Genomic DNA, 12,667 nt, shown 5'->3' with positions numbered 1-12,667 from the left:
GAGCGCGGTAGCATGAGCGTGCATTTCGGCCTTCCGCAACGCCTGATCGCCGAAGCGCTCGGCACCGCTATGCTGGTCGGCACGGTTGTTGGCTCCGGCATCATGGCCGACAATCTGACCGACGATACCGCCTTGGCGCTTCTCGGAAACACCTTGCCTACAGGGGCGATTCTGGTCGTCCTCATTACCGTTCTGGGCCCGATTTCCGGCGCCCACTTCAATCCAGCGGTGACGCTCGCCTTCCTGCTCCGCAAGGAATCCTCTCTTCGCGTCGCCGGCGCCTACATGGCCGCGCAGATCGCCGGTGGCGTCGTCGGCACGCTGATTGCCCACGGCATGTTCGATCTGTCGATCCTGCAAGCCTCCACGACCGTCCGGTCCGGCATAGGCCAATGGCTGGCCGAGATCGTCGCGACATTCGGCCTGGTCTTTTTCATCCTCGGCGGCATCCGGTTTCGCCCGGACAGTGTCCCATGGCTCGTCGGCCTCTACATCACCGCCGCCTACTGGTTCACCGCCTCCACCAGCTTCGCCAATCCGGCGGTCGCCATCGCCCGCGCCTTTTCCGATACATTCGCCGGTATCCGCCCGGTCGACGTGCCGCTATTCATCCTGTGCCAGATCGTCGGCGCCATTATTGCGGGCGCGCTGGCAACATGGCTCTTTGGTGAACGCGCCGCCCGCGCCGATAATGACAGGCGGTCTTTGGATACGACTCCGCTGGAAAGCTGACGCAAAATCGTGCTTCGCGTTGCGCTTTGCGCCAAAACCGCTAAATCGGCAGGGAAGAGCGAATGAAATGGGCCGGAAGGCCCAGTCCAGTCCAGAGATCGAACATGACCCGCTACCCGTCAGACCCCACTCTTGTCACCGTTTTTGGCGGCTCCGGCTTTCTGGGCCGGCATGTCGTGCAGGCATTGGCTAGGCGCGGGTTCCGCATTCGCGTGGCATGTCGCAACCCCAACACTGCCCATCATCTGCAGCCGCTGGGCGATGTCGGTCAGATCGTGGCGGTCAAAGCCAATATTCGCGACGATGAGGCGGTGGCGCGCGTCTGCCAGGGCGCTGACCATGTGGTCAATCTCGTCGGCATTCTGATGGAAGGCGGCAAGCAGACATTCGACGCGATCCAGCACGAAGGCGCGGCGTCCGTTGCGCGGGCGGCGGCGCAGGTCGGGGCGGGCGTCACCTTCGTTTCGGCCATCGGCGCCGATGACGACAGCACAAGCGCCTATGCACGGGCCAAGGCGAAGGGCGAGCAGGCGGTTCTGGACGCGGTGCCGGATGCCGTCATCCTGCGACCCTCCATCATTTTTGGGCCCGAAGACAGCTTCTTCAATCGTTTCGCCGAGATGTCGCGCTTCAGCCCGGCTTTGCCGCTGATCGCCGGCGGCGACACGAAGTTCCAGCCGGTTTACGTCGCCGATGTCGCGGAAGTGGTCGCGCGCAGCGTTGCCGGCGAACTGCAGGGCGGCACGGTCTATGAACTGGGCGGCCCGGAGGTCTTCACCTTCAAGGAACTGATGGAAATCGTTCTGGATCAGGTCGACCGCAAACGTCTTCTCCTGACGCTTCCGAAGCCGATTGCCAGCATGATGGGCGCGGTCGGCGATCTGATCCCCTTCGGTCTGGCCCCGATCACCTCCGATCAGGTCAAGCAGTTGGACAATGACAATATCGTCTCCGACGAGGCGAAGAGCGATGGCCGGACGCTCGAAGGGTTGGGCATCGTGCCGCACACGATACGTGCCGTCATCCCGTCCTATATCTGGCGCTACCGGCCTGAAGGTGAGTTCAACCGCGGCCACGGCCCCGTCTGAAGGCCCGACTCATCCCACCAGTAGCAGCCCGGCCAGCCCCGCAGCGCCGACCATGATGCGCCACCAGCCGAACAGGCCATAGCCGTAGCGGCTGACATAGGCGAGCAGGGCCTTCACCACCAACGCGGCGACAATGAAGGCCGCAATAAAGCCGACGGCGATAATCGAGGTATCGGCACCCGACAGCACATCCCGGTTCTTGAAGAGGTCGTAGGCGACCGCGCCGGTCATGGTCGGCATGGCGAGGAAAAAGCTGAACTCCGCCGCGCTTCTCTTGTCCGCACCCAAAAGAAGCGAGCCGACGATGGTGGAACCGGAGCGCGAGGTGCCCGGGATCATGGCAAGGCATTGGAAAAAGCCGATGGCAAGGCACAGCCAGAGCGGATAATCCATCACATCGTCATAGCGTGGAGCCTTGACGAGCCGGTCGACGAAGAGAAGCACCACGCCGCCGACGATCAGCGCCACACAGATCACCATGGGTGTCTCGAACAGCACCGTCTTGATGAAGTCATGCGCCAGAACGCCGATCACGGCCGCCGGCAGGAACGCCAACAGGATGCCGGTCACGAAATGGCGTGAGCGCTCGCTGCTCGGCAGCGTGACCGCCAGATTGAGAAGCCGGCTGAAATAGAGCATCACGATCGCCAGGATTGCGCCGAGCTGAATGACGATCTCGAACACCTTGCCGGTCGATTCGAAGCCCATGAAGTGGCCGGCAAGGAGAATATGCCCCGTCGAGGAGACCGGCAGAAACTCCGTCAGCCCCTCCAGAATGCCCAGAACCAGCGCTTCCAGAATCGTCTGTTCACCCACGGCCGCTTGGTCCTTCACACGTTGCTAATTCTTGTGCGCTTAACTGTTAGCCTCTATAGCCGGAACACCCGATGGCCAATCGAATCGCACTTTGGGATACCCTTTAACGGTGCGGGATAACGATGGCCATGCGTAGCCCTGATGCGTGAGCGATGCTGACCCTTTTTCACTATCCCATGAATGCGGGCAGCCGCTTCACCCGCCTGCTCCTCTCCGAATATGCGGTGCCGTTCACGCTGATCGAGGAACTGCCCTGGGTGCGTCGGCGTGAGTTCCTTCAGCTTAACCCGGCCGGATCGGTCCCGGTTCTGCTGGCCGAGGCCGATCAGCCGGTTGCGGGCACGATCCCGATCCTTGAATATCTGGATGAGACGCGCGGCAGTATGGCGCGCGAAAACCGGCTGATGCCGGAAGATGTGTTCGGTCGGGCCGAGGCGCGGCGGCTGACGCTGTGGTATCTGGAAAAATGCGAAAACGAGGTGACCCGCCACATGGTCCGCGAACGGGTGACGCGCCCGCTCATGCCGACCGACAAAGGCGGAGGATCGCCCGATGCCGGGGCGCTGCGCGCTGCGCGCAACAACATCAAGCAGCATCTGAAATACACCAATTATCTGGCCGGCAGCCGAAACTGGCTGGCTGGCGACCGGCTTTCCATCGCCGATCTCGCCGCTGGTGCGACGCTCTCCATTCTGGATTATCTCGGCGAGCTGGACTGGTCGGGTCACGATGCGGCGCGCGACTGGTATGCTCGCGTGAAAAGTCGGCCCTCCTTCCGGCCCCTTCTGCAGGAGCGAGTGCGCGGATTGCCGCCCTCCGCCCATTATGCGGACCCCGATTTCTAGCGGAACCGAAAGAGCCGGTCGGCTCGGCGCCTTTCTGAGGCGGGAAGCCGACGCGCTCGGCTTCGACGGCGTCGCGATCACGGCACCCGATGCGATCCCGCAAGCGGCGGAACGGCTGGCGCGCTTCGTGGCCGAGGGTCATCACGGAACAATGGGCTGGATGGCGGAAACGGCCGAGCGCCGCGCTCATCCTTCCGCGCTGTGGTCGGATGTCCGCTCGGTCGTCATGCTCAGCCTCAATTATGGACCGGACCACGATCCGTTGCCGCTTTTGGAACAGCGGGACCGGGCCAATATCTCCGTCTATGCACGTCACCGCGATTATCACGATCTCATAAAGGGTCGGCTGAAAACGCTGGCCTCGAAACTGCTGGCCCGTGCGCGGCAGATAAACGAGGACGATAACAGCGAGGTGAAGGTCTTTGTCGATACCGCGCCTTTGATGGAAAAGCCGCTGGCAGAAGCGGCCGGCCTCGGCTGGCAGGGCAAGCACACCAATCTGGTCAGCCGGAGCCATGGTTCGTGGTTGTTTCTCGGCGCGATTCTGACCACCCTCGATCTGCCACGCGACGAGCCGGAGAGCGACCATTGCGGCTCCTGCCGCGCCTGTCTCGACATCTGCCCGACCGATGCGTTTCCCGCACCCTATCGGCTCGATGCGCGGCGTTGTATCTCCTACCTCACCATCGAGCATGACGGTGTGATCCCGCTTTCCTTCCGAGAAAAGATGGGCAATCGCATCTATGGCTGCGACGACTGCCTCGCCGTCTGTCCGTGGAACAAATTCGCCAGCGAAACCAAAGAGGCGAAGCTCGCCGCCCGGCACGATCTGACGGCGCCGCCGCTGACCGATTTCCTTACGATGGACGATGTCAGCTTCCGGGCTTTCTTCCCCGGCTCGCCGATCAAGCGGATCGGCCGGGACCGGTTTGTTCGAAACGTGTTGATCGCCACCGGCAATAGTAAAGATCCCGCGCTGGTGCCGAAAGTGACGAAACTGCTCGACGACCCGTCGTCGCAGGTGCGCGCCATGGCAGTCTGGGCCCTTTCGCGGCTGGACCGGCAGGCGCTCTCGTGCCATCAGCATCGCGCCGCCACCGAAGAGAATGACGAAGTGCGGGCCGAATGGCGTACGGCCCTTGTGGATGGCGAAAAGGGGGCCGGTGCGGCGTGAAACTCTTTCTCTTTGGGGCCGGCTACAGTGCGCGCGGCGTCGCCACGGAACTGGCGAACGAGGCGGAATGGATCGGCGGCACCTCGCGCTCCGATGCGCAATTGCAGACCCTTCCCGACTACGGCATCGAGCCGTTCCGCTTCGGTGGTCGCGATGATGATGTCGGCTCGCTCCCGCTCGGCAACGTCACCCATCTTCTGATCTCCGTCGCGCCGGACGCAAAGGGCGATCCGGTGCTGAAGGCCGTCGGCGATACCATTCGTCACCATATGCCGTCGCTGCAATGGATCGGTTATTTCTCGACCATCGGTGTCTATGGAGACGCGGAGGGTGGATGGATCGACGAAACCGCGCGTCGTCTGGCCAGCAAGAAGCGCGGCCACGAGCGTATCGCGGCTGAAGACGGGTGGTCCGCCTTGGGCGAAGAGCTCGACCTTCCCGTGGCGATCCTTCGTCTGGCCGGCATTTACGGGCCGGGCCGCAACCAGATGGTCAAACTGGCCGAAGGCAAGGCGCGACGAATCATCAAGCCGGGCCAGGTCTTCAACCGCATCCATGTCGACGACATTGCCGGCGCGACCGCGCATGTCATGAGGTTGAAAGCGGATGGCGCATGGAACGTGACCGATGACGAACCGGCCCCGCCCCAGGACGTCATCGACTATGCTGCCTCGCTCATGGGTGTCGAACCACCGCCCGCCATCGACTTCGAAAGTGCCGATCTTTCGCCGATGGCGCGAAGCTTCTATGGCGACAACAAGCGCGTCAGCAACGCGAAACTCCGCCAGGCGGGTTATCGCTTCCGCTTTCCGGACTATCGCAGCGCGCTCGACCATCTCTGGCAGACGGATGCGTGGCGGGGACGCGGCGTGCTGGATGCGCCGCGGGCGATGGGCTGATTGCGCCGAGCGGCGTAAATTCGGTCTCTGCCAGCGCACGGAGATCTACCCAGGGGCTCATCGGCAGATCCGCCAGTTCATCGGGTGTCATAGCCATGAGCGCCGCGTGGGACGATGCATCGTTGCGATCTCCCACGCCGAGGATGTGTCTGTAGATTTTCTGGAAGATAGTTTCCGACATGACATACCGCATTGACCTGATATCAATCTGATCGTCATAAATACGGCGTACCAGACCTCCTATTCAATGGAAGTTCCCTCGCCCATTGTATAGAAAAACTGAATGAGCGAACTCAGTCGTGTCCATCTTAACGCCTTGCGGGCAGCCGAAGCGGTCGGACGAACCGGTTCGCTGAAGGGAGCTGCTACCGAAATCGGCGTCACGCCGGGTGCGATCAGCCAGCATTTGATCGGTCTGGAAAGGCAGCTCGGCCATCGTATTTTCGAGCGGTCCGCTACCGGTATGCTTCCGACGCCGTTCGGCGAGAAATTTCTGCCGCAACTGACCGAGGGGTTCGGCTATCTCGATCAGGCACTTTTGGCCGCGCGTAGGCGGGACGAATCGGTCCTCACCCTGTCCGTCGCGCCGAATTTCGCATCGAAATGGCTGGTGCCGCGTCTTGCCCAGTTCTCGCGCCTTCATTCCGATATCCGGGTGCGCGTGGAAGCGACGACGATGCTTGTCGACCTCGACGCATCCGATGTCGATCTGGCCATCCGCGTCGGCAATGGCGATTACCCCGATGTTGCGGCGACCTTTCTGGCGCCGCAGCAGGTCTTTCCTGTCTGTTCGCCGGACCATGCGAAGACGTTGAAGGCGCCTGCCGACCTGATGGCGGTGCCGATCCTGCGGGACGTGAACTCCGTCATTCCATGGCAAGTCTGGCTGGACCAGTTCGACATGAAGGAAGAGGACCTTCCCGAAGGATACACATTCTCCGATGGCGCGCTCTGTCTGGAGGCGGCGATCGCCGGCCAGGGCGTCATGTTGGCATGGCAGTTTCTGGCGCAGGATGCGATCGCGGCAGGGCAGCTCGTTGCGCCGTTCCCTGGCTGTCAGCCGACAGGCCTTGCCTATTGGCTCCTCCGCTCGGAAAGACGGCGACCGAATGCTGCGATGACAGCTTTTTCCAAATGGCTGCGCGACGAGGTCGCATCGTCCTTTCCGGCCTAACCGCGCAGACTTAGGCCACCCCGCGGGCCGGAACCGGCTTCATTTCGGCGGAACGAAGCTCGCAGTCGTTCTCCTGTGCCGATCCGTCCTGTGTTAATTCGCCGAAATGCTCATTCAGACGGTTGAGCCGCATCGGTTTTCCGAAAAAGAAGCCCTGCAGTTCCTGGCAGCCCTCGTTTTTCAGGAAAGCAATGTGCTCTTCCGTTTCGACTCCTTCCGCGAGAATCGGGATCTTGAGCGCCTTGCCCAGAATGAGGGTGGCGCGCACGATGGCTGCCGAATGGTCGTTGCCGGGCAGGTCCGCAATGAAGGACCGGTCGATCTTGATCTTATCGAACGGAAAATTGTGCAGCGTGGACAATGAGGAATAACCGGTTCCGTAATCGTCCATCGCGATCCGTACGCCAAAGGCTTTCAACTGGCGGATGACGTGCAGCGCATGCTGTTGGTCGGCGATGATACTGCTTTCGGTGATCTCCAGTTCCAACCGGTCGGGCGAAAGTCCGCTTTCGAGGAGGGCTTCCTGCACGATGCGAATGAATTTGTCGTCCAGAAGCTGTTTCGGCGCGACATTGACCGCAAGCCGCATCCGGTTCGGCCAGGCAGCGGCGTCGTGGCAGGCCCGCCGCAGCACCATTTCGCCGATCTGCGTAATTAGCCCGGTATCCTCGCTGATGGGAATGAACTCCGAGGGCGGGACCATGCCGCGTTCGGGATGGTGCCAGCGCAAAAGCGCCTCCGCGCCCAGCGCTTTGCCCGTCACGGTATCGTTCTGCAGCTGATAGTAGATTTCGAATTCGTCATTGCCGATCGCGTTGCGGAGATCCATTGCCAGCGCCGCGCGGGAGCGATTGGATTCCTCCATGCCTGCTTCGTAGCGCTCGATACGGTTTTTGCCGTTTTCCTTGGCTCGGTACATCGCCAGGTCGGCGCGATCGAGCAACTGTTCGGCGTTTGAACCGTCCTCGGGAAAGCGCGCCATGCCGATACTGATGCCGACGCTGAGCTCATGGCCCTGCCATGGCATCGGCTTGCGGACTTCCGCCAACAGTCTCTCGGCCAGAGTGTGAATCCTGCCCTTGCGCCAGACCGGTCCGATCACGGCAAGGAACTCGTCACCCCCGAACCGGCCGATCATGACGTGGTCATCCTGCAGAGTGGCAAAACGATCAGCGAGGGTGCGCAAGACTTCGTCGCCTGCCGCGTGACCGTGAACGTCGTTGATTTCCTTGAACCGGTCGAGATCGAGTGACAGCACGGCCACCCAGCTATCCTCGTGCTCCACATCCTCGAGCGTCGCCACGAGGTGCTCCTGAATCTGCGGGCGATTTGGCAGGCCGGTGAGCGAGTCGTGCATCGCCATATGGCGGTAGCGCCGGTTCGTTTCTTCCTTGTGGCGGCTATCGTTGAGATAGGCGCCGCCCGCCGTCATCAGGATCAGCACCATGACAGCGATAATGGCCTCGACCATCAGGTAGGGCGAAAACGACTTGCCCATCGCCAGCAGAGCCTGGTCGATCTCCACGTCGAGCGCTCCGATGCCCGTCAGGTGCAGAAGGAGGATCGCGAGCGCGAAGGAGAGCGCGCCGCCGAACCGGCAGAAGCGGGTGATCGGCCGGGCAAGTCGATGCACCGCGAGCACACTGAATCCGGCTGCAAGGAGGATCGCCAAAACGATACCGCCGGGATTGGCCGTCAGATCGGCACACAGGTTGATGCCGGCCATGCCAAGAAAGTGCATGGAGGCGATGCCAAGTCCGATGATAAGGCCTCCGAACTCGACCCAGCGTCGCTCCGCCCCGATGGCGACGATATGAGCGCCGAGCGCCGTGACGAGAACGGCGACGACGAGCGAGCTACCGGTCAGAATGGGATCGAAACCGAGCAGCAGATCACGTCGCCAGGCCAGCATGGCGATGAAATGCGTGGTCCAGACCGTGCCGCCGCCGACCAGGCCGGAATAGAATGTCCAGATCACGCGCTGAAGCCCATCCGTCCGGCGCGCCCGGCCAAGAAGCTGCACGAACAGTATGGAACCGGCGGTACAGATCAGGATGGCAAGCAGAAGCGTGGGAATATCGTGATGGCCGATGAGCGTCGTAAAGCGTTCGATCATATCTGCGGCACCGATGGAAAACCCGAAAAACGTTAAGCCTTACAGATTACCGAAAAGACCCTAAAGGAAAGTTTGCGTCGCCACCGGCTTTAGATACGGTTATCAAAGTGAAAAAGCCGGCGAGATAAATCGCCGGCCTTCGGTAATACTGTCGATCGGGAGTGGTTCAGACGGCTGCTTTGTTGATCCCGCCCATGGCGAGGTCCGTCATGTGGCGATCGCCTTCATAGGTTTCGTTCAGGCAATCCTGCAGCTTTTCGGCTTCGCCATCGAGTTCCAGCCGGCGCGCAAAGGCGACAAGGCAACCGTAGCCTGCGATGGCGTAATGCGCCATGCGCTGATACTGCGTGATGATCATGGCGTCGCGCGCATCAGGATCGCTGATGTCTTCCTTGATGCCGTGCGAGCGGGCCTCTTCGACAAGCCCCTCCATGCCCTTGCAGTGTTCGCCCTTCGGGTCGGCACCGTGGCCTTCGATGATTTCGCGCAGCGTATCCATGCCCGATTGGATGCCTTTTACGCCGGCATCCAGCGCATCCTTCAGTTCCGAATCGTTTGCCGCGCCCTTGAGCTCTTCCGTCGCCTTCTTGGACTGGTGGCAGGCGCTGAAAATGTCCTGCAACTGGTCGACATACACGTCCTTGAGATTATCGATCGCCATGAAATGAACCTTCCTTCGGTGTGTTCGAAATGGTTGTTCGACTAACACGTGAGACGCCGCTCTCGTTCCATGCCGGATAGCGAAAAGGGCCGGCGCATTGCTGTGTCGGCCCTTTCTCACTCGGTGTTTTGTCGCCTCGGTCAGGCAGTCGGCTGCTTGGTCTTGCGCAGATAGGGCAGCACCGTATCGAATTCGCCGAATTTCGCCTTGGCGTCTTCATCGGACACCGTCGCCGGAATGATGACGTCCTCGCCGACATTCCAGTTGGCTGGCGTCGCGACCGTGTGTTTGGCCGCCGTCTGCAGGCCGTCCAGCGCGCGCAAGACTTCGGCGAAGTTGCGGCCGACATTCATCGGATAGGTCATGGAGAGCTTCAGCTTCTTGTCCGGCCCGATAATGTAGACCGTACGAACCGTCGCCGTATCGTTCGGCGTGCGGCCATCGGGCAGATAGGCCTCGGCCGGCAGCATGTCGAAGGCTTTGGCGACCTTCAGGTCGGTGTCGGCGACGATCGGGAAGCCGGCTTTCGCGCCGCCCACCTTTTCGATGTCGCCTTTCCATTTGACGTGATCGTCGGCGCTGTCGACGGAGACGCCGAGCACCTTCGTGCCGCGTTTTTCCCATTCATCGGCAAGTTGCGCGACCGCGCCGAACTCGGTCGTGCAGACCGGCGTGAAATCCTTCGGATGGCTGAAGATGATGGCCCAGCTGTCGCCGATCCAGTCATGCAGCTTGAAGGTGCCCTGATCGGTCTCGACTTCCAGGTTCTCGATCGTGTCGTTGATACGGAGGCTCATAATGGCTCCTTTGGCAATTGGTGTTGTTGAAAACATATAGGGTGTGGGCACTCCCGATTTAGGGATTCGCTTGGCGATTAAAAGCCATGACGGAGCACCGATTTCGCTTTGCAGCCACTCCGGCGGAATATGTTGCCGGTTCGCCTGGCTACACGCTCAAGCCGCCTTTTTCGCGCCGATCTGATAGTCCTTGACCGTCGCGAACTCGATCTTCGGCCAGCGCTCGGCCTCATAGTTCAGCGAGAAGGCGTTCGGCGCCATATAGACCGGATCGCCATCCAGATCGCGCGTCATCTCGCCGCGATGGGCTTCCATGAAATCGCGCAGCTCCTGCGGGCTCGGCGCGGAGATCCAGCGCGCAACGGCAAAGCGGGCCTGTTCGAAGCCGACCGGCAGCGAATATTCCTGGTTGAGCCTCTCGGCCAGAACGTCGATCTGCAGCGCGCCGACAACGCCGACGATTGCCGGCGAGCCGTCTTCCGGCGTGAAGAGCTGGACGACGCCTTCCTCCGCCATCTGGGCAAGCGCCTCCTTCAGCTTCTTGGCCTTCATCGCATCCTTCAGCGACACGCGGCGCAGGATTTCCGGGGCGAAATTCGGCACGCCGCGAAAGACGATGTCCTCGCCATCGGTCAGCGTGTCGCCGATGCGCAGTGTGCCGTGGTTCGGAATGCCGACGACGTCGCCCGCATAGGCTTCCTCGGCCAGATGCCGCTGACTGGCGAAGAAGAATTGCGGCGCGGAGAGCGGCATGGCCTTGCCGGTGCGCACCAGCTTGGCCTTCATGCCGCGCGCCAGCGTGCCGGAGCAGACGCGGACGAAGGCGATGCGGTCGCGATGGTTCGGGTCCATATTGGCCTGAATCTTGAAGACGAAGGCGCTCATGCCTTTCTCGGTCGCCTCGACATGGCGGTTCTCCGCTTCCTGCGCGCGGGGGGCGGGGGCATAGTCCATCAGCGCATGGATCAGGTCGCGCACGCCGTAATTCTTCAGCGCCGAGCCGAAGAAGACCGGCGTCAGATGGCCCTCGCGAAACGCCTGCATGTCGAACGGCCGGCAGGCCTCGGCCGCCAGTTCCACGCCCTCGACGAAGCCCTCCTGTTCGTTGTCCGGCAGCATGCCGGCGGCGGCATCGGCCTGCGGACCGTTGACCTTGGTGCGCTCCGTCTCGTCATCGCCGTGGCGCACCGCGCTTTCGGCCAGGTGATAGGTGCCGCAGAAACTCTTGCCCTGACCGATCGGCCAGGTGATCGGTGCGGTATCAAGCGCCAGCTTCTCCTCGATCTCGTCGAGAATCTCGAAATTGTCGCGCGCCTCGCGGTCCATCTTGTTGACGAAGGTGATGATGGGAATGTCGCGCAGCCGGCAGACCTCGAACAGTTTCAGCGTGCGCGGCTCGATACCCTTGGCGGCGTCGATCACCATGATGGCGGAATCGACCGCCGTAAGCGTTCGGTAGGTGTCGTCGGCGAAGTCTTCGTGGCCGGGCGTGTCCAGCAGGTTGAAGACGTGATCCTCATATTCGAACGTCATGACCGAGGTGACGACCGAGATGCCGCGCTCCTTCTCGATCTTCATCCAGTCGGAGCGGCTACTCTGCCGGTTCTTCTTGGCCTTGACCTCGCCGGCGAGCTGGATCGCGCCGCCGAACAGCAGCAGCTTTTCGGTCAGCGTGGTCTTGCCCGCGTCCGGGTGCGAGATGATGGCGAAGGTGCGCCGCCGCGCGACCTTGTCTTCCAATGTATCGGCCATGAATGGTGTTCCGCGTGAGCTTTGCCCGCCATGTGGCAAGCGCCCGGGCCGAAGTCAACGCGGTGGGTCGCCGACTAGCCGCACCAGAACGAAGCGGGGTAGCGTCGTCCGCGCCACGGGGCCGCAACGCCACGCGCGATCATCTGCTTGCCAATGTCACCGTTGACGTTGGCCAATCTGGCCAGCGTTCGCCCGTATTGGTCGGTTCCCTGGCGGCGCACCGCGAGAGGCTGGTTGTCTACCATCTCGACGAGCGACCAGGTCGCCTTGCGCGCCAGTGCCGCCTCCTTGATGCAGCGATATTTCAGTTCGGGCGCATCAATGCCGGTGAGGCGCATTTTCTCGCCACCGATCCAGAGCGTATCGCCGTCCACCACGCAGTTCCTGCGGCCTTTGCCCTCGCAACGCGTCATGCTGCGCGGCTGATAAAGATCGCTGCCCGCCGAGGACACCAGGGCGACTTCTTCGGGTGTCGCCTGACGGGGTGCGACGCCGCACGACGCGACGAGCGCCGCCGCCAGAAAAGTGGCTGTCGCGACAGGCACCCTGCAGGCACCGAACAGGTGTCGGCAAAAGTGAAAGCGGGAATGAGTAAGAGGCCGGCCCATGACAT

General features: G+C 61.8%; 12 protein-coding genes. 6 read left to right on the top strand and 6 right to left on the bottom strand.

Features of this window, described 5'->3' with window-relative positions; genetic code table 11:
* Positions 1-12 precede the first annotated feature (12 nt).
* Entirely contained in the window at positions 13-732 is a 720-nt protein-coding gene (locus B7H23_RS02715; RefSeq protein WP_094075845.1) for an MIP/aquaporin family protein, read from the top strand.
* A gap of 104 nt (positions 733-836) precedes the next feature.
* Positions 837-1,820 carry a complex I NDUFA9 subunit family protein gene (locus tag B7H23_RS02710; protein WP_094075844.1) on the top strand — a complete coding sequence of 328 codons (984 nt, stop codon included), beginning with the start codon at positions 837-839 and terminating at the stop codon, positions 1,818-1,820.
* A 9-nt stretch (positions 1,821-1,829) separates the two neighbouring features.
* Here the strand turns inward: B7H23_RS02710 and B7H23_RS02705 are convergent, their stop codons facing one another.
* Entirely contained in the window at positions 1,830-2,636 is an 807-nt protein-coding gene (locus B7H23_RS02705) for an undecaprenyl-diphosphate phosphatase (RefSeq protein WP_094075843.1), read from the bottom strand.
* Between the two features lie 152 nt (positions 2,637-2,788).
* Here B7H23_RS02705 and B7H23_RS02700 point away from each other — a divergent pair, with 152 nt between their 5' ends.
* The 4 genes from B7H23_RS02700 to B7H23_RS02685 all read left to right on the top strand — a co-directional run bounded on the left by B7H23_RS02700 (position 2,789) and on the right by B7H23_RS02685 (position 6,728).
* Positions 2,789-3,481, top strand: a complete 693-nt coding sequence (locus tag B7H23_RS02700) for a glutathione S-transferase family protein (protein ID WP_094075842.1) — start codon at positions 2,789-2,791, stop codon at positions 3,479-3,481.
* Positions 3,462-4,655, top strand: coding sequence for a tRNA epoxyqueuosine(34) reductase QueG (gene queG, locus B7H23_RS02695; RefSeq protein ID WP_094075841.1), 1,194 nt, complete (start codon positions 3,462-3,464; stop codon positions 4,653-4,655). The genes B7H23_RS02700 and queG overlap by 20 nt, the downstream gene beginning before the upstream one ends.
* On the top strand, positions 4,652-5,554 hold the full coding sequence (locus tag B7H23_RS02690) for an SDR family NAD(P)-dependent oxidoreductase (RefSeq protein WP_240534949.1): 903 nt from the start codon (positions 4,652-4,654) through the stop codon (positions 5,552-5,554). The genes queG and B7H23_RS02690 overlap by 4 nt, the downstream gene beginning before the upstream one ends.
* Positions 5,555-5,837: 283 nt before the next feature.
* Positions 5,838-6,728, top strand: coding sequence for a LysR substrate-binding domain-containing protein (locus B7H23_RS02685; protein WP_094075839.1), 891 nt, complete (start codon positions 5,838-5,840; stop codon positions 6,726-6,728).
* A gap of 10 nt (positions 6,729-6,738) precedes the next feature.
* On the opposite strand, the gene B7H23_RS02680 is transcribed toward B7H23_RS02685, so the two are convergent.
* The 5 genes from B7H23_RS02680 to B7H23_RS02660 all read right to left on the bottom strand — a co-directional run bounded on the left by B7H23_RS02680 (position 6,739) and on the right by B7H23_RS02660 (position 12,662).
* Positions 6,739-8,844: a putative bifunctional diguanylate cyclase/phosphodiesterase gene (locus B7H23_RS02680; protein WP_094075838.1), complete on the bottom strand. Its 2,106-nt coding sequence runs from the start codon at positions 8,842-8,844 to the stop codon at positions 6,739-6,741.
* Positions 8,845-9,010: 166 nt separating this feature from the next.
* Positions 9,011-9,505: a YciE/YciF ferroxidase family protein gene (locus B7H23_RS02675; RefSeq protein ID WP_094075837.1), complete on the bottom strand. Its 495-nt coding sequence runs from the start codon at positions 9,503-9,505 to the stop codon at positions 9,011-9,013.
* Positions 9,506-9,645: 140 nt separating this feature from the next.
* Positions 9,646-10,302 carry a peroxiredoxin gene (locus B7H23_RS02670; protein ID WP_094075836.1) on the bottom strand — a complete coding sequence of 219 codons (657 nt, stop codon included), beginning with the start codon at positions 10,300-10,302 and terminating at the stop codon, positions 9,646-9,648.
* Between the two features lie 156 nt (positions 10,303-10,458).
* Positions 10,459-12,054, bottom strand: coding sequence for a peptide chain release factor 3 (locus tag B7H23_RS02665; protein WP_094075835.1), 1,596 nt, complete (start codon positions 12,052-12,054; stop codon positions 10,459-10,461).
* 74 nt (positions 12,055-12,128) lie between these two features.
* Positions 12,129-12,662, bottom strand: coding sequence for a thermonuclease family protein (locus tag B7H23_RS02660; protein ID WP_094075834.1), 534 nt, complete (start codon positions 12,660-12,662; stop codon positions 12,129-12,131).
* Positions 12,663-12,667 lie beyond the last annotated feature (5 nt).

Origin of the sequence: Notoacmeibacter marinus, from assembly GCF_002238045.1 — a bacterium.
GTDB classification, from domain to species: domain Bacteria; phylum Pseudomonadota; class Alphaproteobacteria; order Rhizobiales; family Rhizobiaceae; genus Notoacmeibacter; species Notoacmeibacter marinus.
This window is presented reverse-complemented; position numbering and strand designations above follow the sequence as displayed.

What these genes read in the sequence shown, in the direction of transcription:
- B7H23_RS02715 (WP_094075845.1), top strand. Translation starts at nt 13, where the DNA reads ATGAGCGTGCATTTCGGCCTTCCGCAACGCCTGATCGCCGAAGCGCTC.
- B7H23_RS02710 (WP_094075844.1), top strand. Translation starts at nt 837, where the DNA reads ATGACCCGCTACCCGTCAGACCCCACTCTTGTCACCGTTTTTGGCGGC.
- B7H23_RS02700 (WP_094075842.1), top strand. Translation starts at nt 2,789, where the DNA reads ATGCTGACCCTTTTTCACTATCCCATGAATGCGGGCAGCCGCTTCACC.
- queG (WP_094075841.1), top strand. Translation starts at nt 3,462, where the DNA reads ATGCGGACCCCGATTTCTAGCGGAACCGAAAGAGCCGGTCGGCTCGGC.
- B7H23_RS02685 (WP_094075839.1), top strand. Translation starts at nt 5,838, where the DNA reads ATGAGCGAACTCAGTCGTGTCCATCTTAACGCCTTGCGGGCAGCCGAA.
- B7H23_RS02680 (WP_094075838.1), bottom strand. Translation starts at nt 8,844, where the DNA reads ATGATCGAACGCTTTACGACGCTCATCGGCCATCACGATATTCCCACG.
- B7H23_RS02675 (WP_094075837.1), bottom strand. Translation starts at nt 9,505, where the DNA reads ATGGCGATCGATAATCTCAAGGACGTGTATGTCGACCAGTTGCAGGAC.
- B7H23_RS02670 (WP_094075836.1), bottom strand. Translation starts at nt 10,302, where the DNA reads ATGAGCCTCCGTATCAACGACACGATCGAGAACCTGGAAGTCGAGACC.
- B7H23_RS02665 (WP_094075835.1), bottom strand. Translation starts at nt 12,054, where the DNA reads ATGGCCGATACATTGGAAGACAAGGTCGCGCGGCGGCGCACCTTCGCC.
- B7H23_RS02660 (WP_094075834.1), bottom strand. Translation starts at nt 12,662, where the DNA reads ATGGGCCGGCCTCTTACTCATTCCCGCTTTCACTTTTGCCGACACCTG.